This is a genomic window from Streptomyces liliifuscus (assembly GCF_016598615.1).
Classification (GTDB): Bacteria; Actinomycetota; Actinomycetes; order Streptomycetales; family Streptomycetaceae; genus Streptomyces; species Streptomyces liliifuscus.
In genome coordinates this window covers 435539-454905 of sequence record NZ_CP066831.1, presented here as the reverse complement: position 1 = coordinate 454905, position 19367 = coordinate 435539, and the positions used below count along the sequence as shown (strand labels likewise).

Here is a 19367-nt window from a genome sequence, read left to right as displayed (position 1 = left end):
ACGGACCAGCAGACGTCATGACCGAGCAGCCCGCAGCAGCGAGGCCGCGACATCGGCTCCTCGTGGTCGAGGACGAGCCCAGCATCCGCACCCTGCTGGAGGCGACGCTCCGCTTGACCGGATACGAGGTGAGCAGCACCGACACCGGACAGTCGGCCCTCCTGGAGGTCGAACGCCTGGAACCGCACCTGGTGCTGCTCGACGTGATGCTGCCCGACCTGGACGGCTTCGAGGTGACCCGCAGGCTGCGGGCGGCGGGCAACGACTGTCCGATCCTGTTCCTGACCGCCCGCACAAGCACCGACGACCGCATCAGCGGCCTGAGCGTCGGCGGAGACGACTACGTCTCCAAACCCTTCAGCATCGAGGAGGTGCTGCTGCGCATCGAGGCCGTCCTGCGCCGGACGGCCCCGGCCATCACAGGCCAGATCTCGCTGAGAGTCCTGAGCTACGCCGACCTGGAACTCGACGAGGGCGCCCACGAGGTGCACCGGGCGGGGGAGTACGTCGCACTGTCACCGACCGAGTTCAAGCTCTTGGCCTACCTCCTGGCGAACGCGGGCCAGGTGGTGACCAAGGTTCAGATCCTCGACCACGTCTGGAGCTACGACTTCGCCGGTGACGCGCGGATCATCGAGACGTACGTCCGCTACCTGCGCAAGAAGATCGACTGCTTCGATCCACCGCTCATCCAGACCGTGCGCGGTGTCGGCTACAGCCTGCGCCTTCCCCGCGACCACGCAGGGACGTCGGAGCAGTGACCCATCTGCTGCCCCGGCCGCCCAGATCACTGAGACGACGCCTCGTCGTGGGTGTCACCGTCCTCGCCACCGCGGCGGTCCTGGCCTCCCAGGCCATCGGCTACGTAGTGCTTCGGTCCTGGCTGCTGGACCGTGTCGACGAGCAACTCGTCGAGTTCCACCCACCGGCACCGGCGTTCTACGACGCCCTGGACGGCACACTCCCGGCGCCGGGGGAGCGCCTGGACGTGCTGCCCTCGGATTTCCACGTCTATTTCTACGACGCCTCCGGCCACCGTCTGAACGGCTCCCTCGGCTCCGAATCGAAGCCAGGACCTCAGTTGGCCGATGAGGCGCGGGACCTCGGTCTGCGGGACGGGCATCCGGAAACCGTGCGTGCCACGAGCGGTGACGGACGCTGGCGGGTGATGCTCAACCCCGGCCCCGACGGTATGAGCGCGGTGGTCACCCTGCCGCTCGACACCGTCGACGGCGCCGCCTCGAAGATCTTGTGGCTGAACGCAGTCCTGCTTGCCGTCACGGTCGGTGCCCTGCTCGCGCTGGGCCGGTGGGTGGTCCGGTTGGGCCTGTTGCCGTTGACCAGAATGGAAAGTACCGCCCAGGACATCACCGCGGGCCGGCTCGGCCTGCGGTTGCCCGACACCGATCCACGCACCGAGATCGGACGGCTGGGCCGGGTCCTGAACTCCATGCTCGACCGCCTCCAGAAGGCGCTGCTGGCCCGCGAGGCCTCCGAGGCCCGGCTGCGTCGGTTCGTCGCCGACGCAGGGCACGAACTGCGCACCCCGCTCACCGCCATCCAGGGCTACGCCCAACTCGCACTGCGCCCCGAGCGACGCCCGGCGCAGGAACTGCAGGAGGCCAACCGGTTCATCGCGCAGAACGCGGAACGCATGAGCCTGCTCGTCGACGACCTCCAGCTGCTCGCCACCCTGGACAAGGAACCCTCCTACCGGACGGAACGGGTCGACCTGCTGTCCCTGGCGGCGGACGCCGTCAGTGCGGGCGCCGTCCACCGTGCGTCCCACCCCGTCGACCTCGGCCCGCTGCACACGGCGGCCGATCCCACCGGAGCCGAGGAACTCGACGTTGCGGAGACCGTCGGCGACCCGCACCGGCTGCGGCAGATCCTCGAGAATCTGCTGTCCAACGTCCGCGTCCACACGCCGCCGGGCACGTGCGTCCACGTCCGCGTCGGCACGACGGAGGCGGGTCACGGAACGGGTGGCACGGACCGGCCCGGACGTTTCACCGCGTCACCGCCGCTGCCGGAGCGCCTGCCGATCAGCGTGATCGAGGTGGCGGACGAAGGGCCGGGCCTCGGACCCGTCGACGCCGAGCTCGTCTTCGAGCGCTTCTACCGCGCCGACCCCGCCCGCTCCCGCCTCCACGGCGGCAGCGGCCTCGGACTCGCCATCGCCTCGACCATCGCCGAGGGCCACGGCGGCCGTCTCGAACTCGATACGACCCCCGGCCGTGGCTGCACCTTCCGCCTGGTCCTGCCCGCAGCCGACTCGGGCCAGGAACCTCGCTGATTCCGTGCGTACGGCTGCGCGGCGCTCGGGTACCGGGATCGCCCGCGCAGGGTTCGAACTTCGCCGTGCACAAGCCCAGTTGGAGTGGTCACTCATCGGTGCTCCGTCGGGTCTCGATCCTGCCGGCGCGCGGCGGTTTCACGACGATTCGCGCACCACGAGTTCGGTAGGAAGAACGACGTGCTGACGCGGTTCCTCGGGGTTGCTGATCTCTTCCAGGAGGATGCGGGCGATCGTGTTGCCGATCTCCTCGATGGGCTGACGCACGCTGGTGAGGGGCGGGTTGCTGTGCCGGGCGATGATGGAGTCGTCGAATCCGACCACCGCCACATCGCCGGGGACGCTGCGCCCCTGCCTGCGCAACTCCGCGAGCGCCCCCGCTGCCATGACGTCCGAGGCGACGAACACGGCGTCGAGCGTGGGGAGTTGTTCAAGGAGTGAACGCATCGCGGTCTCGCCGCCCTCCTCGGTGAAGTCGGCCGAGACCACGAGGTGCTCCGTGGCTTCGTGGCCCGCCTTCTCAAGGGCCTCGCGCCATCCCTGGAGTCGGCTGCGCGCCACGTCCATGTCGAGGGGGCCGCTGATCGTGGCGATGGTCCGCCGCCCGCGAGCGAGGAGGTGCCTGACGGCCGCAGCGGCTCCGCCCGCGTTGTCGGAGTGCACATGGCTGAGCGACTCGGCGGGGGAGCGGCGCCCGGCGAGCACCGTGGGCAGACCCATGTCCTCCAGCAGACCGGGCAGCGGGTCGTGCTCGTGCACCGAGACCAGGAGTACTCCGTCGACCCGCCGCTCCGCCACCGACTCGGTGAGCTGGTCCCGCTCGGCCTGGTCGCGTACGAGGACCAGTTGGAGCTGTGTGCGGGTCTTGGCGAGAGCGGTGCTGACTCCGCGGATGACCGCCGAGAAGTAGGGCTCGGAGCCCAGTCTGCTCTCCGACTCGGGGATCACGAGGGCCACCGAGTTCGTCCGGCTCGTCACGAGCCCCCGGGCCACCGAGTTCGGAACGTAGTTGAGTTCGGCGATGGCGGCGAGCACGGCGGCCTTGGCCTTGTCGCTGACGAGTTCCGAGCCGTTGATGACTCGTGAAACCGTGGTACGTCCGACCCCGGCGCGCGCGGCCACGGTCTTGATGGTCGGGCGTTGGCTGCCCCCCATGTCGCCTCCTCGCTTGCGCGGCGCCCGAACGGCTTCCACCAGCGCATTGTGCCAGACCCGCCAAGAGCGTCAGTCGGGTCCGGGCGCATGGGTGCGACATCTTCCGGCAACGAAGTTGCTTCAACTTCTTGACAGGAGCCTTTTGCGGCGGCCACGCTTCGGGCCTCTGAGTGGGCACGTTCCCATTGTGATTTGGGAACGTACCCACTTGGACAAATCGGGATCTACGGAGCGGACCGTGGGGCTCGAACTCCGGTGCGTCAGCGCCGCCGCTAGGAGGACTGAATGGGCAAGGCCCGAAGGAAGTTGCGTACACGAGCCGTGGCCGCCGTATCGGCTGTGTCGGCTCTCGGCCTGGTCGTGGGCTGTGGAGGCAGTGACAGCGGGGGGACCGGTGGCGGGAAGAAGGACGGCAAGGTCACCATCACCATGGGGCTGTTCGGCGTCATGGGCTTCAAGGAGACCGGTCTGCTCGACAAGTACATGAAGGAGCACCCGAACGTCGTCATCAAGGCGGACGTCGCGGGTGACGAACAGACCTACTACACCGCCCTGCAGACCCACTTGGCCGCAGGCAGCGGGCTGAAGGACATCCAGGGCATAGAAATTGGTCGGGCCAAGGAACTGTCGGACACGCAGAAGGACAAGTTCGTCGATCTGGCCGGCGTGGCCGGGACGGACCACTTCCTGCCGTGGAAGCAGAGCCAGGTCACCACCGCGGACAAGAAGGTCATCGGCCTGGGGACCGACATCGGTCCGATGGCGGTCTGTTACCGCAAGGACCTTTTCGAGCAGGCCGGCCTGCCCACCGACCGCGACGAGGTCGCCAAGCTGTGGGAGGGCGACTGGTCGAAGTACGTCGACGCGGGCAAGCGGTTCAAGCAGAAGTCGAAGGACGACAAGGTCGCCTTCATGGACAGCTCCAGCGGGCTGTTCAACGCCATGATCTACGGCAACTCCCAGCAGTTCTACGACAAGGACGGCGAGCTCATCTACGCCACCAACCCTGTTGTGAAGGACGCGTGGAAGCTGGCCTCCGAGGCGGCCACGTCCGATCTGACCGCCAAGCTCCGCCAGTTCCAGCCCGGCTGGGACCCCGGTCTGGCCAACAGCACCTTCGCCAGCACCGTCTGCCCGGCGTGGATGCTGGCGCACATCAGCGAGAAGGCGGGCCCCAAGAACAAGGGCAAGTGGGATGTCGCCAAGGCGCCGAAGGGCGCCAACTGGGGCGGAGCGTTCCTCGGCGTGATGGAGAAGAGTCCTGTGAAGAAGGAGGCGCAGGAGCTCGTCGCCTGGCTCACCGCCCCTGAGCAGCAGGCCTACCTCTTCAAGGAGATCGGCAACTTCCCCTCGTCGCAGACCGCGCTGGGGATGCCCGAAGTGGTCGACGCCGAGTCCGACTACTTCAGCGGCGCACCCATCGGGAAGATCTTCAGCGCCGCGGCCAAGGAGATCCCCGATGAGCAGGTGCTCGGCCGCAAGGACGGCACCATCAAGGACATCTTCTCGCAGGGCCTGACCTTGATCGAGGCGCAGAACAAGAGCCCGAACGAGGCATGGAAGACCACGGACAAGCGCATCGAGAAGGCCGCCGGCTGACCTCGGGCCCCGTCGCCCACCTCCGCAGCAGCCCGGCGTCCCACGCACGGCCCCAAGTGGGCCGCCGGGCCCCTGCCCTCCCCGTCACCCTCCAGGAAGGACGCCTTCCGGTGGCCATCTCCACCCCGACAACCCCAGACGGTGCGCCCGGCGCCGCCCCGCCGGCCGGGTCCGGCACCGGCGCGGAGCGTCAGCGGCGCAGTGCGCTGCTGCACCGTCTCGACGTGCGCGGCGCCCCGTACGCCTTCGTCGCCCCGTTCTTCGTCGTCTTCGCCGCCTTCAGCTTCTACCCGCTCATCTACACCTCGTGGATCTCCCTGCACCGCGTCGAACTGTCGACCCTGAACCTCATGGAGTGGGTCGGCTTCGACAACTACACGGCCCTGTGGGACGACGACCGCTTCTGGAACGCACTGCTCAACACGTTCACCATCGGTGTCCTGTCGACCGTGCCGCAGCTGTTGATGGCGCTCGGGCTGGCACACCTGCTCAACTACCGGCTGCGTGGCTCGACGTTCTTCCGCGTCGCCGCACTCACGCCGTACGCCACGTCGGTGGGTGCCGCGGCCCTGGTGTTCACGATGCTCTTCGAGCGCGACTTCGGCATGATCAACTGGATGTTGAGCATGGTCGGCGTCGACAACGTCGACTGGGAGAACAACAAGTGGGCCGCGCAGGCGGCCATTTCCACGATCGTCATCTGGCGCTGGACCGGCTACAACGCCCTGCTCTACCTCGCGGCGATGCAGGCGATCCCACGCGACCGCTATGAAGCCGCGGCCATCGACGGCGCCTCGCGGTGGCAACAGTTCCTGACGGTGACCATTCCCGGCATCCGCTCCACCATCGTGTTCACCATCGTCCTGTCGACGATCGGCGCCACCCAGCTCTTCGGCGAGCCCCTGATCTTCGGTCAGGGCCCGAACGGCATCACCGGGGGAGCGGACAACCAATACCAGACGCTGGGACTGCTGCTGTACGAGGAGGGCTGGAAGAACTATCAGATGGGCCGGGCCGCCACGGTCGCCTGGGCGATGTTCCTGCTGCTCATCGTCCTCTTCGTCGTCCAACGAGTCGTCAAGCGCGTCCTGGCGCGCAAGGCCTGACCGGGAGATACCCATGACCACAGACAGCATCCCGGTCCAGACGGCGGACGCACGCCCCGAGAGCGCGCGGAAGACAGGGAAGAGCGCCCCGCCCGGCGGCCGGAGCCGACAGCTGTTCCGGCACCCGGGTGCCGGACGCCAGCACCACGCGGGCCCCGTCGCCTACATCCTGCTGGGGATCGCGGCACTGTTCTCGCTCTTCCCGCTGTACTGGACGATGGTGGCGGCGTCGAGCGACAACACGCGCGTCACCCAGACGCCTCCGCCGTTCCTGCCCGGACCCCACCTCCTGGACAACCTCGGCAAGGCCTGGCAGGACGCCGCGCTGGGCAAGGCCATGCTCAACAGCCTGATCGTGGCCGGTGTGATCGCCCTGTCCACGGTGCTGTTCGCCACCCTTGCCGGCTTCGCCTTCGCGAAACTCCGCTTCACGGGCCGCAACATCCTGCTCATGCTCGTGATCGGCACGATGCTGGTGCCGCCTCAACTCGGCGTCGTACCGCTGTTCATGATGATGACGGACCTGGGCTGGGGCCAGCAGCTGCCCGCCGTCATCTTCCCCACGCTCGTCAGCGCCGTCGGCGTCTTCTTCATGCGGCAGTACCTGAGCGAGGCGCTGCCCGACGAACTCGTCGAGGCCGGACGCGTGGACGGTGCGCACTCCCTGCGCATCTTCTGGAGCATTGTGCTGCCGATCGCCCGGCCGCCCATGGCCGTGCTGTTCATGATCACGTTCGTGCACGCCTGGAACGACTTCTTCTGGCCGTTCATCGTGCTCGACATGTCCAACCCGACGGTGCCCGTCGCCCTCACCCAGCTGAGCGCGGGATACGTACGCGACCAGTCGCTGATCATGGCCGGCGCCCTGCTCGGCACCCTGCCCCTGCTCGCCATGTTCATCGTCTTCGGCCGTCAGATAGTCGGCGGAATCATGCAGGGAGCGGTCAAGGGATGAGTGCGCCGCTGTCCCTCTGCTCCCGCGCCCCTCCGGTACCCGCCACCCCGCTCCGCCCCTCCCACCCCGAAGTACCTCTGGAAGGACTCACGTGACCACCGTTACCCGACGTGTCGCGCCCGCCCCGGGAACCACCGACTCCATCCGATTCCCTCAGGGATTCACCTGGGGCACGGCGACCGCCGCGTACCAGATCGAGGGTGCCGCCTCCGTCGACGGACGCACCCCTTCCATCTGGGACACCTACTCGCACACGCCCGGCAGGGTGCGCAACGGCGACACCGGTGACGTGGCCACCGACCACTACCACCGCTGGCGTGAGGACGTCGCGATCATGGCCGACCTCGGCGTGAGCGCGTACCGGTTCTCCCTGTCGTGGCCGCGGGTGCAGCCGACCGGCCGCGGCCCGGCCGTACAGAAAGGCCTCGACTTCTACCGGGCCCTGACCGATGCCCTGCTGGAGAAGGGCATCGAACCGGTCGTCACGCTCTACCACTGGGACCTGCCGCAGGAACTGGAGGACGCGGGCGGCTGGCCGGAGCGTGTCACCAGCGACCGGTTCGCCGACTACGCGACCCTGGCGGCCCGTGCACTGGGGGACCGGGTGAAGACCTGGACGACCCTCAACGAGCCCTGGTGCAGTGCATTTCTCGGATACGGCTCCGGTGTCCACGCCCCCGGGCGCACCGAACCGGTCGCGGCCCTGCGCGCGGCGCACCATCTCAACCTCGCCCACGGCAAGGCCGTTCAGGCACTGCGCGCCGAACTGCCCTCCCGCGCGCGGACGTCCATCACGCTCAACATCCACCACGTCCGAGCCCTGACCGAGGCCGCCGAGGACCTGGACGCGGTCCGCCGGATCGACGCGCTGGCCAACCGTGTCTTCACCGGCCCTCTGCTGGAGGGCGCGTACCCGCAGGATCTCCTCCAGGACACGGCCGGCCTGACCGACTGGTCCTTCGTGCAGGACGGCGACCTCGCCACGATCCACCAGCCGCTGGACTTCCTGGGCGTCAACTACTACACGCCCACACTCGTGTCGGCCGCCACCGGCGAGGCGAGCCACGGCTCCGACGGTCACGGGGCGAGCGAGCACAGCCCCTGGCCGGGCGCGGACCGGGTCGCCTTCCACCGCCCCGAGGGCAGCACCACCGCGATGGGCTGGGCGGTCGACCCCAGCGGTCTGTACGACCTGCTGATGCGGCTGAAGGCAGAGTTCCCCGCGATGCCTTTGATGATCACCGAGAACGGGGCCGCGTTCGACGACTACGTCAACCCGGAGGGCGAGGTGAGCGACCCGGAACGCATCGCCTACCTGCACGGCCACCTGTCGGCCGTGCAGCGGGCGATCGTGGCCGGCGTCGATGTACGGGGCTACTTCCTGTGGTCCCTGCTGGACAACTTCGAATGGGGTTATGGCTACAGCAAGCGCTTCGGCGCCGTCTACGTCGATTACCCGACCGGTAGGCGCATCCCCAAGACCAGCGCACGGTGGTATGCCGACGTGGCCCGCACCGGCACGTTGCCGGATCGGGACGGTCAGAGTCGGTGAGCTCGCGTGTGACGTCGAAGCACGGCCGGGGATCGGCGGATCACGGTCCAGTGGTGTTGCAGGGCGGTTCGTCCTTCTCTTTCCTTGTGGGTCCTTCGCGTGAAGCGGCGGGGGTCTTCGTCTGACGACACCGGGCGGACGCTCATGGAGTATCCGCCCGGTGTCATGGGTGGGTTCTCAGGTCCGTGGGTTGAGGACCGCGAGGGATGAGCCTGTCATCGATCATTGGTCACCCAGGTCGTGAGCGTGCCAGGGGGAGACGCGAGCGATCTACGCTGTCGCGGAGAGGTCGAAGCGGGACGGGCTCAGACAACGCGGGGGCATCGGATGGAGTGGGGGTTGGGAGCCGCCGGTCTTGCGGTCGGGATGCTGATAGCCGTGGTGACCGCGCCGGTCGGAGTGTCCGGAGCAGTGTTCCTGCTCCCCGTGCAGCTCAGCGTCTTCGCCGTGCCCAACCCGGCCGTTACGCCCACGAACCTGCTCTACAACGTGGTTGCAGGGCCCGGCGCCCTGCTGCGCTACCGACGCGATGGCACCCTGAAGGGCCCGCTCGTGCGCCGTATGGTGCTGGGCACCCTGCCCGGTGTGGTCCTCGGAGCGGTGATCCGCGTGTTCGCCCTTCCGGGCCCGATGGTCTTTCGGCTGCTGGTCGCCACTCTGATGTTGCCGCTCGGTCTGTGGCTCATCACCCGGACCCTTCGCCCCGCACTCCCGGAGACACGACGCCCTGAGCCTGCGCCCCGGACGGTCACCGGCCTGGCGCTCGTCGTCGGGGTCGTGGGCGGCATCTACGGCATCGGCGGCGGCTCGATCCTCGGCCCCGTTCTCGTCGGCCGAGGTGTTCCCGTTTCCAAGGTCGCCCCTGCCGCGCTCGCCTCCACCTTCGCCACTTCGGTGGTCGGTGCGTCCACCTACGCTCTGCTGTCCCTGGTCCGCAGCGGCAGCATCGCCCCCGACTGGTCTCTCGGCCTGGCTTGCGGACTGGGCGGTCTCATCGGCGGCTACCTCGGAGCACGCCTCCAGCCATGCATGCCCGAGACCTTCCTCCGCCTGCTGCTCGGCACCCTGGCTGCCGCACTCGGCGCCCTCTACGCGTTCAACGCATTGCACTGACCTGCCGGATCAATCCTCGTTGTCACGAAACGGTCAATCGTCAAGCATCGGCGGCACACGCTCTACGTTCGCTGGTACGGGACAGCCGTGCGGCTCAGTCGGGTTCCACTCCTGAGGCCAATGCCCAACAAATGCGCGAAGGGTGCGATGCTGAGGAGGCACCGCTGCTGGCGGGGGCGTTGGACGGACCCAGCACACAGGCTCCCCGTGCAGGTGCGCTCGTGGGGCCGATACCTGACTTCGGAGGTCGCTCTGGGAGGTGACTGCCTTGCGGACGCGGGGATACTGCGGGCCGAACTCTGCGAGCAGGCGTGGAAGTTGAGGCCTCGGCCCAGCCTGCTCCCTCGGTGACGCTGCTCGGCCGGGGCCTCAGGTCTCGCGCCCACACCCCGGTTCGACATCTGGTCGGCAGGAACGGCAGACCGCTGCGGGTGTACGTCCATGAACCCGGCCCGCGGTCGTGGTCTGGGTCCAGCGGCCGGAGCGTATGTGGCGAAGCGGTGTGGCGGTCAGGGCTGTGACAGCACTGCCGCGAGGCCCTCTTGCAGGTCTTTGACGAAATACTCAGGTACTTCCAGCGATGGGAAATGTCCTCCGTTCTCGGGTGCCCTCCATCGGACGATCTGTCGGTACCGCTCCTGCGCCCAGGGCCGCGGGCACTTCTCGGTGTCGCGGGGATACATGGTGAGTGCTGACGGGACGTCGACCCGGAGGTCGGGATCGAGCGAGTTGTGACTTTCGTAGTAGATGCGGGCCGCCGATGCGCCGGTCCGCGTCAGCCAGTACAGGGTGACGTCGTCGAGAACGCGGTCCATGGAGATGGTCTCGAACGGGCTGTCCTCGGTGTCCGACCACTCGGCGAACTTGTCAAGGATCCAGGCAAGAAGCCCGACCGGTGAGTCGACGAGCGAGTAGCCGATGGTCTGCGGTCGGGTCGCCTGCTGCTTCGCGTACGCTGCGCGATGGCGCCAGAAATCGCTGGTTTCCTCGGTCCATTCGCGCTCTTCCGCCGTCAGCCCGTCCGTTGTCAATCCGGGTGGTGCCTCCGCGAACGTGGTGTGGATGCCGAGCACGTGCGCCGGGAACCTGCCGCCGAGCACCGTGGTGATGTTGCCTCCCCAGTCGCCGCCGTGGGCTGCGAATTTGCTGTAGCCCAGCCTTCCCATGAGTTCCACCCACGCGGCCGCGATCTTCTCGGTTCCCCACCCGGTGGTGGCCGGCTTGTCGCTGTAACCAAAGCCTGGCAGCGACGGGACCACGACGTGGAACGCCGGCGCGTCCGCGTCTTTCGGATCTGCCAGCTCGTCCACCACATCGATGAACCGGGCAATGCTGTCCGGCCAGCCGTGCGTCAAGAGCAGGGGCGTGGCATCGGCGCGCGTGGATCGGCGGTGCAGGAAGTGGATTCCCAGATCATCGATGGTCGTGCGGAACTGGCCGATCCGGTTGAGACGCTCCTCGAACGACCGCCAGTTGTACCCGGTGCGCCAGTAGTTCACGACATCGACGAGGTCGGAGAGCGGAACGCCCTGTTCCCATCGGTGAGGGCCGGACGCGGCGCGATGGACCGTCTCGGCCTCCGGCAGTCGCGCCGCGGCCAGTCGCGCGCGCAGATCGTCGAGATCGGCGTCGGCTGCGTGGGCTTCAAACGCTTGTACGTCGCTGGTCGGACGGGACATGAGACCTCCTGGCCGTCGTGGAACCGGCTGCGGACCATCGTGAACCGGCTAAGACGGTTCTAGCAGTGCTACGAGCCGTGCTGCAACCGGCTAAGGTGGTTCCATGTGTGCTGCGTTCCCTGACTTCCGCCTCGGTAGCGTGCTGGCGACCAGCTTCACGGGGACTCTGTCGGAGCGTCATGGCAGCGCCGTGGAGCGCATTCCCACACCGCACCGACTCGTCGACTGGCTGGCAGTGAGCGGCCTCGCCGTGGACTCCTGCACCACTGCCCAGCTCGACCTCGCCCGGGAACTGAGGGAGTCCATTCACGCCGCCGCGACAGCGGCCGCGGTCCAGGACGCTCTCCCGGCGCCTGCAGTCCAGGTCATCAATGACCGCAGCGCTGAGGGTCGGGCCGCGGCCATCCTGACGCCCGAGGGCAAGCGGCGATGGCGGCTCAGCTCGGCCTGCTGCGTGGAGGACGCCCTCGGCGTGATCGCCGCCGACGCGATCAGCATCATCGCAGGCGAACGAGACGGAAAACTGGCCCTGTGCGCATCGCCGACCTGCCGAGCCGCCTTCTTCGACACCAGCCAGAGCCGCACCCGCAAATGGTGTGACATGAACACGTGCGGGAATCGCCAGAAGAAGGCGCGCTTCCATGCCAACCAGCGCAAAGACCCCGGATCGGCGGAGTGACCGTTGCCCCCGTGCATCCAAGCGGGCCCCACGCCTGCGACGCATCTGTCCAGATGGTGAGTCTGCGATTGCGGACGAGGCCGCTGTTGGTCTCCGTCAGCAGTGTGAAAGCTTGACCGGATGAGTGCTGATGTCGTCGACTGGCCGTCGATCGCAGCCGACGGCTTCTCCTTCCCCGAGGCCGTACCGGCATCTCGGCTCGCCGACGAGCTGTCGGTCATGCTGATCTCGCCCGACCCTGAGATCCGTGACGACTACGCCTACACCGCCGCAGCCCGCTGGATCAGGGAAGGACATCTCGACGAAGTCCTCGAGGCGCTCGGCGACACCGCCACCAGCCGACTCATCCACCCTGCGGTACAGGCTCGGACCTTTGCACCGCTGATCCTCTGCTCCGTTCTGACACGCGGACACAGTGCCCCCGGCCTCGTGCTTGAGGAGGCCGCGGAACGCTGGTACGCCGAATTCGCGGCCTGGTATCCGGTAGAGCGGGACACTCGGGGCTGGGACGACTCCCTGGGCTGGCTGCACGCCGTCGCACACGGCGCCGACGCTGCCGCCGCGTTCGCAAAAGCCCTGCCCCACCGCCGCACGGAACTGCTTGAACTCTGTGCCCGCAGGATGACGGCCACGCAGGCCGACTACCGATACGCACAGTTGGAGGACGCGAGGCTTGCCCGTGCGCTCATGCGTATCCTCCAGGCCCCTGGCCTGACGCGCGAGCAGGCCACCGGCTGGCTGACCGTGGTGGCGCAGGCCCTGGACGGAGGAGGCCCCGGGCCCGTCCCGATCTGGGCGTTCAACACCTTCGCCACCCTCCAGTCCCTCCACCTGCACCTGGCTCGAGGCCTCGCCGACCAAGACGTTCCGCCGCATGCCGAGGCGGTCGCCGCCCAGGTCGCCGATCTCCTTCGCCTGCCCTACTACTGGCTGGCCTGACACGGGGCAGCTCCGGCATTGGCGTTGGGTGCGGTGCCACCGGGCCCATGGCGTGAGTGGCCCAGCGGCGCTCCTGTGTCCGGCGGCGCAGACCGTCGGACGGTCTGAAGGGGGGAGACGCTCTGGTTGCTCGGAGCAGGGCTTCGGCGGTGATGGGCAGGTCGCGGACGCGGGGGCCGGTGGCGTGGTGGACCGCGCCGGCGATGGCAGGTGCCACGTCGACCAGGACGACCTCGCCGATGCCCTTGACGCCGAGCGGGCCGAGGTCACCCAGCAGGCAGAATGTCGTCAGGTCAGCAGGGCAGAAGGTGGCGTCACGCACGAGCCCAGGGCGCAACCGCGGTCTTCGGGGAGCGGTGATCGTCCGGTGGCGTCTGGCCGATCAGGCGCGGTCGTGGAGTGTGACCTGATAGCCGTCGGGGTCGGCGAAGGTGAAAGTCCGGCCGAAAGGGCCGTCGATCGGTGCGGAGACGATGGTGTGACCGTCGGCGACGAGAGCATCGTGAATGGCCTGGACGCCGGTGGCGTGGAGCCAGATCGCGGCACCGATGCCGGGCTGGGCAACGGATGCGAGATCGGTGCCGGGAACGACGTCGCGGAGTGCGAACGCGATCGGCTTCGTCTCGAAGACGACGGCGTGCGGAGGTCCGGCCTGCGAGCGGACGAGGCCGAGGTACTGCTCGTAGAACGCCTGCGAAGCGTCGAGGTCGCGCGCCTGGAGCGAGAGGAAGTCGGGGCCGGTGGCGGGCATGATGATGCTCCTTCTTTTCGTGTCAGCTTTCTGACACAGGCCAATGTATGTCAGAATGCTGACATGAATCAAGACGGTGTCGACCTGGAGACGTCACTCGGCTACCTGCTGAAAGAGGCGTCGAGCGTCCTCCGCGCGGCCATGGAGGAGGTGCTGCGGCCGCTCGGGATGAGCGTGACGCACTACTCCTGCCTCGAACTGCTGGCTCAACGGCCGGGCTTGTCGAACTCCGAGCTCGCGCGGGGCGCGTTCGTGACACGGCAGTCGATGAACGTGCTGCTCCAGGCTCTGGAGCGAGACGGCTACGTGACCAGGCCCGCGGAGGCGCCCGTCGGGAAGGTTCTTCCCGCGCGGCTCACGCCTCGCGGCCGACGGAGCCTGGAGAAGGCGACCGTGGCGGTCCGGTCCGTCGAGGTCAGGATGCTGGCCGGCATGACCGAGGCCGAGCGGTCAGGTGCGTTCCGGATCCTGCAGAGCATGATCCGTTCCCTGCGCGATGGCGACGACGGCGCATAGCCCGTTCCCCGGCGCACGTGTCGTCGCGCCCGGACGGGAGTGAGGCGCCGCGCCTGACGGACGAGTTACTGCCGGGAGGCAGGCTTTGGGGCACGAGTGAGAAGGCCGGTGCAGGGCATGCGGCGTGCGGATCGGCGTCCCGATGGGTGAAGGGAAGCGCGTCTGCCCCGTTTGCCTCTCCAGGGCCGAACGGTGTGACGAGCCGCGCCCACCGCCCACCGTCTACGGTCCACGGCGAGGTCGCGTCGGCGCGCCGTGGGCGGTGTGTCCACTGCTTGTTGCTGCCGCACTCGGCGGCGTGGATGAGCGGGCGGTCGTCGACTCCGTCGCCGAGTACGTGCCGGGCTACCGGCCAAGCAGGAACTCCAGTTCGCCCCGATGCTGCAGGACCGCCTACGCGGGCAACTTCGACATCTTGACCTTCTGCTGCCTTCCGCGACGGCGAGCGGTGTCCCCGGATAGCGTTCACCTTCAATTCATTGCAACAAGCGATGAGAGTTCGTTGCATTAATCCTGAGTCTATTGCAACGATATTCGGCTTGGGCCTGTGGGTATGTTGATTACTTGCAACAAGTAGCTTGCTGAATATGTGAACGCAACGTAGCGTTTCTGTCATGGGAAACAACGGGTCGATGGCCTCGCAGGTCGAGAGGTGCGCGTTTCGCGAAGTGGGCGCTCAAGGGGGTCGGATCATGGGGGCGGCGCAGGGTCAGCGGCAGGTGGCACCGGGCGCCTTCGGCGCTTTTGCCCGCTTCGTGTTCTGCGGCGGCGGGGTAGGGCTCGCTTCCAGCTTCGCCGTGGCCGCCCTCGCCTCCTGGATTCCCTGGGGGCTGGCCAACGCCCTGATCACCGCGGTTTCCACGCTCCTCGCCACCGAGTTGCACGCCCGCTTCACCTTCGGTGCAGGCGGACATGCGACCTGGCGCCAGCATGTGCAGTCGGCCGGGTCCGCGGCGGCCGCGTTTGCGGTGACTTGCGTGTCGATGCTTGTCCTGCAGCAACTGGTAGCGGCACCCGGTGCGCTGCTCGAGCAGGTCGTCTACCTGTCCGCCTCCGCACTCGCCGGTGTCGCGCGGTTCGCCGTGCTGCGCCTCGTCGTCTTTGCACGGAACCGCTCGCAGACCGCGGCCACCGTCCGCACCGCCCGGCCTGTACACGTGACCGTCACCCACGCCACAGCACCGGCCGACCCGGCGGCGCTCCACCGCGCTTGCTGAGCACGAGCTGATCGGATCCCTGCGGCGCTGGATCCGGGCCCGGACCTCGCAGTTGCCGGAGGATCCCGACGTCGCTTCCGTCGGCATCGTCTGCAAGGTCACTGGTGGCCGAGGGGACAACGTCGTGCCCTGCGCCACCAGCGCCTCCGGCCCGGCAGCGCGACCGCAGCCCCGTGTAATTACTCAGCGTTACTCGCCACCTGGCGGCAGCTATCCGAGAACACGGCCGCTTCAGCAGCAAGTCCACCTGAGCGCGGACGGTCTACCTGTGCCGTCGAGCAAGCCTCCAGCCCCCTACCGTTCTCCCCACCAAGTCCCCTACCGGCACGCGGTTTGCGGTGGGTCGTGAGGTGGGGGTGGATACGGTCCGGGCCGTCGTCGGTGAAGGGTGTGGCCCCCGAGTTCACAGGGTGTGGTGCAGCCAGCGTTGGATTGCGGTGCTGACGTCTGCCGGCAGGGCGCTGAGCTGGTCGATGACCGCGCGGTCTTCCGGCATCGGGGGGATACCGGCGGCGGTGAGCGTCGCATTCAAGGCAAGTCGCCGCTCGTCGCGTGGGGCGAGGATGCGGCTGAGGCGTTCGGCGGGGTTGGGCGGCGGCAGGAAGTAGTCCAGGTCGTCACCGGCTTGGACGGGAGTCGGCCAGGTGTTGTCACGGGGGTCCGGAGCGGCGTAGGGGTCAACGTAGGCGCCGGAACCGAGGTTGTCGTTGCTCCAGGGGGTCATCTCTGTCTCCCAACCGGGTGTTTTGCCAACTACCGGTCCAGAGCGCCGCGAGGGCCGCTTCGGTTGCGGCTGCGGCCGTATGTCACGCTGACGGCGCCTTCGGCGGCTGATCACCTGATGTGACCAGCAGGCGGCAGGCGGCGCCATATTCTCGGGTGGACGTGTTTCCTTGCACGCCGGGCTACATGACGGCCACGGCCTGCGGAGTCTTGCCGCTGCCTACGGTCGGCACCGTTGCCCGGCGGTCAGTTGGTCCACGTGCGGGCACCAGCTCCGGGGTCATGCCTCTTGCGGCGGCGCCGGAGCAGGCTGTTCCCCCTGCCTCCGGACTACGAAGACGATCCTTGGTTGAGAGCCTGATGGGAAGTCAGTGACCAAGGACGGCGGTCCCTGGAGATTGCCCCTGCTTCCCTGGCGGCGGCAACCGCGAGACGCCGCGTGCGTCTGCCGGACTGTCGAGCACCTCGCCTGGCACACGTCAGGAGATGGCCCGCAGGGTGCTGTGCCGACTCCTGTGGCGGAGTTGCTCGACGGCCTCGGCGGTCTCGTCGTCAGAGGGGAGAAGGACGGTCAACTGCTGCGAGTCAGTTGGGAGTTCGAGTGTTTCCCGCAGCAGCCGGAGCTCGCATCCGGCTGGATGGCTGAGTCGGAGGACTCCGCGTTGCGGAACGACGTGCCGGTTCAGGCGCCGGGTCAGTTCCGGGCCGGCAAGGGGTGCGAGTTCCGCGGTGAACCACTCGGAGCTCTCGACGGACGGGGCGAGCCACAGGTCGAATGCCTGCTCGTCGGCGACGTCGTCCCAGTCGGTGAAGAATGTGCGGGCGCGGGGGTCGGCGAAGACGTAGCGGGTGAGGTTCGGGGCTTCGGTGTCGAGCAGTCCGCTGCCGTTCGTCACCGACTGGTACGCGGAGGTGTGGGCGAGGATGTCACCCAGCCGGTTGGTCACCACGGCGATGCCTGGTTCGAGGAGGCGCAGTGTCTGCTGAACGGCGTCTCGCACATGCCGGGGCGGGGGTGCGGGTCGGGTGTGGGCGGTGCATTCTCCACCTGTGATCTTCGTGAGGTATCGCAGGTGGGCGCGCTCGGCGGGGGAGAGGCTGAGGGCGTCGGCGAGAGCGTTCACCACCGCCACCGAGGGATTGCGGTCACGGCCCTGCTCGATGCGGGTCAGGTACTCGACACTGATGCCGGCGCGCGCCGCGAGATCCGTGCGGCGCAGCCCCGGTGAGCGGCGGCGTCCTCGGTCCGGGAGACCGAGTGTCTCCGGCTGGACACTGTCGCGCTTGCTCCGGATGAAGTCTCCCAACGGCGTACCCATGTCTTGAGGATAGGGCGGGCCGGACCGGTCGCGGCGAGCTCAAGGGGGCCCTGCGGGGGCCAGCCTGAGCTCGGCCTGGCTGTGGCCGGGGGCGGACCCGATGGTGGTGGGCATGGAGAACAACACACACAAGCTGGTGGTCATCGTCGCGAGCGTCCGCGAAGGGCGGTTCGGTCCGGTGGTGGCGTCCTGGTTGGCTGAACAGGCCGACTCGCACGGCGGCTTCGACGTCGATGTCGTCGATCTGGCCGACGTCGAGATCCCGCTGTCCCTGCCCGCGGCATCGCCGAAGTACGCCGGCGACGAGTACCCCCGCCCGGCCGGGATGCGGCACCTGACCACCGCACTGGAGAGCGCGGACGCGTTCGTCGTGGTCACACCCGAGTACAACCACAGCTATCCCGCCTCCTTGAAAGCGGCCATCGACTGGCACTTCACCCAGTGGACGGCCAAGCCTGTCGCCTTCGTCAGCTACGGGGGCGCGGCGGGCGGCCGCCACGCCGTCCTGCACCTGGAGAACGTGCTGACCGAACTGCACGCGGTGACGATCCGTGACGGTCTCGCCTTCCCCAACTACTTCACGGCATGGCAGGACGGCCGTCCTCTCGACCCCGAGACCCCCGGGTACGCCAAGACGCTGCTCGACCAGCTGGCCTGGTGGGCGGGTGCGCTCAAGTCGGCACGCGAGGCCGCCCCTTACCCGGCCTGAGTGCCGCGACGACGCAGCACGCACACATGGGGCGCCACCAACTTGGGCCACGAGCAGACCGGCGAGCACGTGCAGATGAGCTCGTCGGCGACCGCTGGGAGACGTCGGCGGGGAGAAGGGGGCCTGCAGACCGCAGACGGCCCACCGCTTGGGGCATGGCCTATCAGATGCCGGTGAAGACGACGTGGGCTCGGGGACTCGCCGTCCGCGTTTGGCGTGACCTGGCCTATTACAGTATCCGCATGACGCCTGAAATATTGGCCAAGTTGGACCGGTACCGTGCGGAAATGGTGAGGCGGGATATCCCCTCCGGCGTCGTGGACCAGTGGCTAGGTGCCGCCCTCCCATGTGCGGCTCTGACGCTGGACGGGGACGGGCCCGTAGTAGGCCGCTATGGCGGGCCCGTGCTACTTCCCCCCGACGCCCCGGACCCCGAATTCCCGTTCCTCGCCTCGCTCAATTGCGCAGATCTGCCCGAAAAGGTGACGGGACTTCTACTGCCGCCCGACGGCCGCCTGCTGCTGTTCGCGTTCCCCGACCTGGACGGTGGTGGTCAAGTGATGTACGTCCCCCAGGGGGCGGTCGTCGAGGAACGGGCAATTGCCTTCGAGTACTACGACGAGGATCCGGATTGTCTGGAGATATCCGAGCAATATCCGCAGGGCGAACTGCGGATGGCCGCCGATGTGTCCCTGCCGTTCCACAGCTCGAAGGCAAAGGCCACCGACCACGGCTGGCAGGGCGAAGATCTTCCCTGGGCTCCCTATGCGAGCATCCACTCGGATTTGTGGAACATGGACGGCCGCGGATTCCCTCGCGGCGGGTGGGTGCAGGTGGGCGGGCACGCCCAGGAGGAATGCATGGATGTGAACCCCGTAGAGTCCGCTGCGATGTCCTCGGATGAGACCTGGGACCTCGAGGACTGGGTCCTGTTGGCGGACTGGCATCCCAGCATCGAGGGCAGGGAGGGATTTTCGCTTCACTGGGCGATCCGGAGGCAGGAGTTGGCCGCCCGGCGCTTCGAGCGGGCATCTGAGTCGATGCACTGGAATTCGTGAA

General features: G+C 68.0%; 18 protein-coding genes. 13 read left to right on the top strand and 5 right to left on the bottom strand.

Annotation, left to right across the window (positions count from 1 at the left end; translation table 11 throughout):
• Positions 1–17: 17 nt before the first annotated feature.
• Positions 18–761 carry a response regulator transcription factor gene (locus JEQ17_RS02000; RefSeq protein ID WP_200393537.1) on the top strand — a complete coding sequence of 248 codons (744 nt, stop codon included), beginning with the start codon at positions 18–20 and terminating at the stop codon, positions 759–761.
• On the top strand, positions 758–2296 hold the full coding sequence (locus JEQ17_RS01995; protein ID WP_200393536.1) for a sensor histidine kinase: 1539 nt from the start codon (positions 758–760) through the stop codon (positions 2294–2296). The genes JEQ17_RS02000 and JEQ17_RS01995 overlap by 4 nt, the downstream gene beginning before the upstream one ends.
• A gap of 138 nt (positions 2297–2434) precedes the next feature.
• Here JEQ17_RS01995 and JEQ17_RS01990 read toward each other — a convergent pair whose 3' ends face one another.
• Positions 2435–3451 (bottom strand): LacI family DNA-binding transcriptional regulator, encoded by a 1017-nt coding sequence (locus JEQ17_RS01990; RefSeq protein WP_200393535.1) that lies wholly within the window; start codon positions 3449–3451, stop codon positions 2435–2437.
• 285 nt (positions 3452–3736) lie between these two features.
• Here JEQ17_RS01990 and JEQ17_RS01985 point away from each other — a divergent pair, with 285 nt between their 5' ends.
• The 5 genes from JEQ17_RS01985 (at position 3737) to JEQ17_RS01965 (ending at position 9776) form a co-directional block, all read left to right on the top strand.
• Positions 3737–5050 (top strand): extracellular solute-binding protein, encoded by a 1314-nt coding sequence (locus tag JEQ17_RS01985; protein ID WP_200393534.1) that lies wholly within the window; start codon positions 3737–3739, stop codon positions 5048–5050.
• A 110-nt stretch (positions 5051–5160) separates the two neighbouring features.
• Complete coding sequence (locus JEQ17_RS01980) at positions 5161–6156, top strand: carbohydrate ABC transporter permease (RefSeq protein ID WP_200393533.1); 996 nt, start codon at positions 5161–5163, stop codon at positions 6154–6156.
• A 13-nt stretch (positions 6157–6169) separates the two neighbouring features.
• Positions 6170–7111: a carbohydrate ABC transporter permease gene (locus JEQ17_RS01975; protein ID WP_200393532.1), complete on the top strand. Its 942-nt coding sequence runs from the start codon at positions 6170–6172 to the stop codon at positions 7109–7111.
• A 91-nt stretch (positions 7112–7202) separates the two neighbouring features.
• Positions 7203–8663 (top strand): GH1 family beta-glucosidase, encoded by a 1461-nt coding sequence (locus JEQ17_RS01970; RefSeq protein WP_200393531.1) that lies wholly within the window; start codon positions 7203–7205, stop codon positions 8661–8663.
• 327 nt (positions 8664–8990) lie between these two features.
• Positions 8991–9776, top strand: a complete 786-nt coding sequence (locus tag JEQ17_RS01965; RefSeq protein WP_200393530.1) for a sulfite exporter TauE/SafE family protein — start codon at positions 8991–8993, stop codon at positions 9774–9776.
• A gap of 509 nt (positions 9777–10285) precedes the next feature.
• Here JEQ17_RS01965 and JEQ17_RS01960 read toward each other — a convergent pair.
• Positions 10286–11455: an epoxide hydrolase family protein gene (locus JEQ17_RS01960; RefSeq protein ID WP_200393529.1), complete on the bottom strand. Its 1170-nt coding sequence runs from the start codon at positions 11453–11455 to the stop codon at positions 10286–10288.
• 103 nt (positions 11456–11558) lie between these two features.
• Between JEQ17_RS01960 and JEQ17_RS01955 the strand changes: the two genes are divergently transcribed.
• Both JEQ17_RS01955 and JEQ17_RS01950 read left to right on the top strand, forming a co-directional pair.
• Entirely contained in the window at positions 11559–12134 is a 576-nt protein-coding gene (locus JEQ17_RS01955) for a CGNR zinc finger domain-containing protein (RefSeq protein WP_200393528.1), read from the top strand.
• Between the two features lie 120 nt (positions 12135–12254).
• Complete coding sequence (locus JEQ17_RS01950) at positions 12255–13073, top strand: DUF2785 domain-containing protein (protein WP_200393527.1); 819 nt, start codon at positions 12255–12257, stop codon at positions 13071–13073.
• A 382-nt stretch (positions 13074–13455) separates the two neighbouring features.
• Here the strand turns inward: JEQ17_RS01950 and JEQ17_RS01945 are convergent, their stop codons facing one another.
• The gene (locus JEQ17_RS01945; protein WP_200393526.1) at positions 13456–13824 is read right to left on the bottom strand and encodes a VOC family protein; all 369 of its coding nucleotides are present in this window, start codon (positions 13822–13824) and stop codon (positions 13456–13458) included.
• A gap of 63 nt (positions 13825–13887) precedes the next feature.
• Between JEQ17_RS01945 and JEQ17_RS01940 the strand changes: the two genes are divergently transcribed.
• Positions 13888–14340, top strand: a complete 453-nt coding sequence (locus tag JEQ17_RS01940) for a MarR family winged helix-turn-helix transcriptional regulator (RefSeq protein WP_200393525.1) — start codon at positions 13888–13890, stop codon at positions 14338–14340.
• A 692-nt stretch (positions 14341–15032) separates the two neighbouring features.
• A complete protein-coding gene (locus JEQ17_RS01935) occupies positions 15033–15557 on the top strand; it encodes a GtrA domain-containing protein (RefSeq protein ID WP_200401246.1) in 525 nt (174 codons plus the stop codon).
• A 403-nt stretch (positions 15558–15960) separates the two neighbouring features.
• On the opposite strand, the gene JEQ17_RS01930 is transcribed toward JEQ17_RS01935, so the two are convergent.
• Both JEQ17_RS01930 and JEQ17_RS01925 read right to left on the bottom strand, forming a co-directional pair.
• Positions 15961–16281, bottom strand: coding sequence for a hypothetical protein (locus JEQ17_RS01930; RefSeq protein WP_200393524.1), 321 nt, complete (start codon positions 16279–16281; stop codon positions 15961–15963).
• Between the two features lie 478 nt (positions 16282–16759).
• Positions 16760–17599, bottom strand: coding sequence for a helix-turn-helix domain-containing protein (locus JEQ17_RS01925; protein WP_200393523.1), 840 nt, complete (start codon positions 17597–17599; stop codon positions 16760–16762).
• A 112-nt stretch (positions 17600–17711) separates the two neighbouring features.
• Here JEQ17_RS01925 and JEQ17_RS01920 point away from each other — a divergent pair, with 112 nt between their 5' ends.
• Both JEQ17_RS01920 and JEQ17_RS01915 read left to right on the top strand, forming a co-directional pair.
• A complete protein-coding gene (locus JEQ17_RS01920) occupies positions 17712–18308 on the top strand; it encodes an NADPH-dependent FMN reductase (protein WP_200393522.1) in 597 nt (198 codons plus the stop codon).
• A 242-nt stretch (positions 18309–18550) separates the two neighbouring features.
• A complete protein-coding gene (locus JEQ17_RS01915; protein WP_200393521.1) occupies positions 18551–19366 on the top strand; it encodes a DUF1963 domain-containing protein in 816 nt (271 codons plus the stop codon).
• The last annotated feature ends 1 nt before the right edge of the window (position 19367 follow it).

Bases quoted from the DNA above. Each gene is read 5' to 3' on its own strand.
- JEQ17_RS02000 (WP_200393537.1), top strand. From the start codon at position 18: ATGACCGAGCAGCCCGCAGCAGCGAGGCCGCGACATCGGCTCCTCGTG.
- JEQ17_RS01990 (WP_200393535.1), bottom strand. From the start codon at position 3,451: ATGGGGGGCAGCCAACGCCCGACCATCAAGACCGTGGCCGCGCGCGCC.
- JEQ17_RS01985 (WP_200393534.1), top strand. From the start codon at position 3,737: ATGGGCAAGGCCCGAAGGAAGTTGCGTACACGAGCCGTGGCCGCCGTA.
- JEQ17_RS01975 (WP_200393532.1), top strand. From the start codon at position 6,170: ATGACCACAGACAGCATCCCGGTCCAGACGGCGGACGCACGCCCCGAG.
- JEQ17_RS01965 (WP_200393530.1), top strand. From the start codon at position 8,991: ATGGAGTGGGGGTTGGGAGCCGCCGGTCTTGCGGTCGGGATGCTGATA.
- JEQ17_RS01960 (WP_200393529.1), bottom strand. From the start codon at position 11,455: ATGTCCCGTCCGACCAGCGACGTACAAGCGTTTGAAGCCCACGCAGCC.
- JEQ17_RS01955 (WP_200393528.1), top strand. From the start codon at position 11,559: ATGTGTGCTGCGTTCCCTGACTTCCGCCTCGGTAGCGTGCTGGCGACC.
- JEQ17_RS01950 (WP_200393527.1), top strand. From the start codon at position 12,255: ATGAGTGCTGATGTCGTCGACTGGCCGTCGATCGCAGCCGACGGCTTC.
- JEQ17_RS01945 (WP_200393526.1), bottom strand. From the start codon at position 13,824: ATGCCCGCCACCGGCCCCGACTTCCTCTCGCTCCAGGCGCGCGACCTC.
- JEQ17_RS01940 (WP_200393525.1), top strand. From the start codon at position 13,888: ATGAATCAAGACGGTGTCGACCTGGAGACGTCACTCGGCTACCTGCTG.
- JEQ17_RS01935 (WP_200401246.1), top strand. From the start codon at position 15,033: ATGGGGGCGGCGCAGGGTCAGCGGCAGGTGGCACCGGGCGCCTTCGGC.
- JEQ17_RS01930 (WP_200393524.1), bottom strand. From the start codon at position 16,281: ATGACCCCCTGGAGCAACGACAACCTCGGTTCCGGCGCCTACGTTGAC.
- JEQ17_RS01925 (WP_200393523.1), bottom strand. From the start codon at position 17,599: ATGGGTACGCCGTTGGGAGACTTCATCCGGAGCAAGCGCGACAGTGTC.
- JEQ17_RS01920 (WP_200393522.1), top strand. From the start codon at position 17,712: ATGGAGAACAACACACACAAGCTGGTGGTCATCGTCGCGAGCGTCCGC.
- JEQ17_RS01915 (WP_200393521.1), top strand. From the start codon at position 18,551: ATGACGCCTGAAATATTGGCCAAGTTGGACCGGTACCGTGCGGAAATG.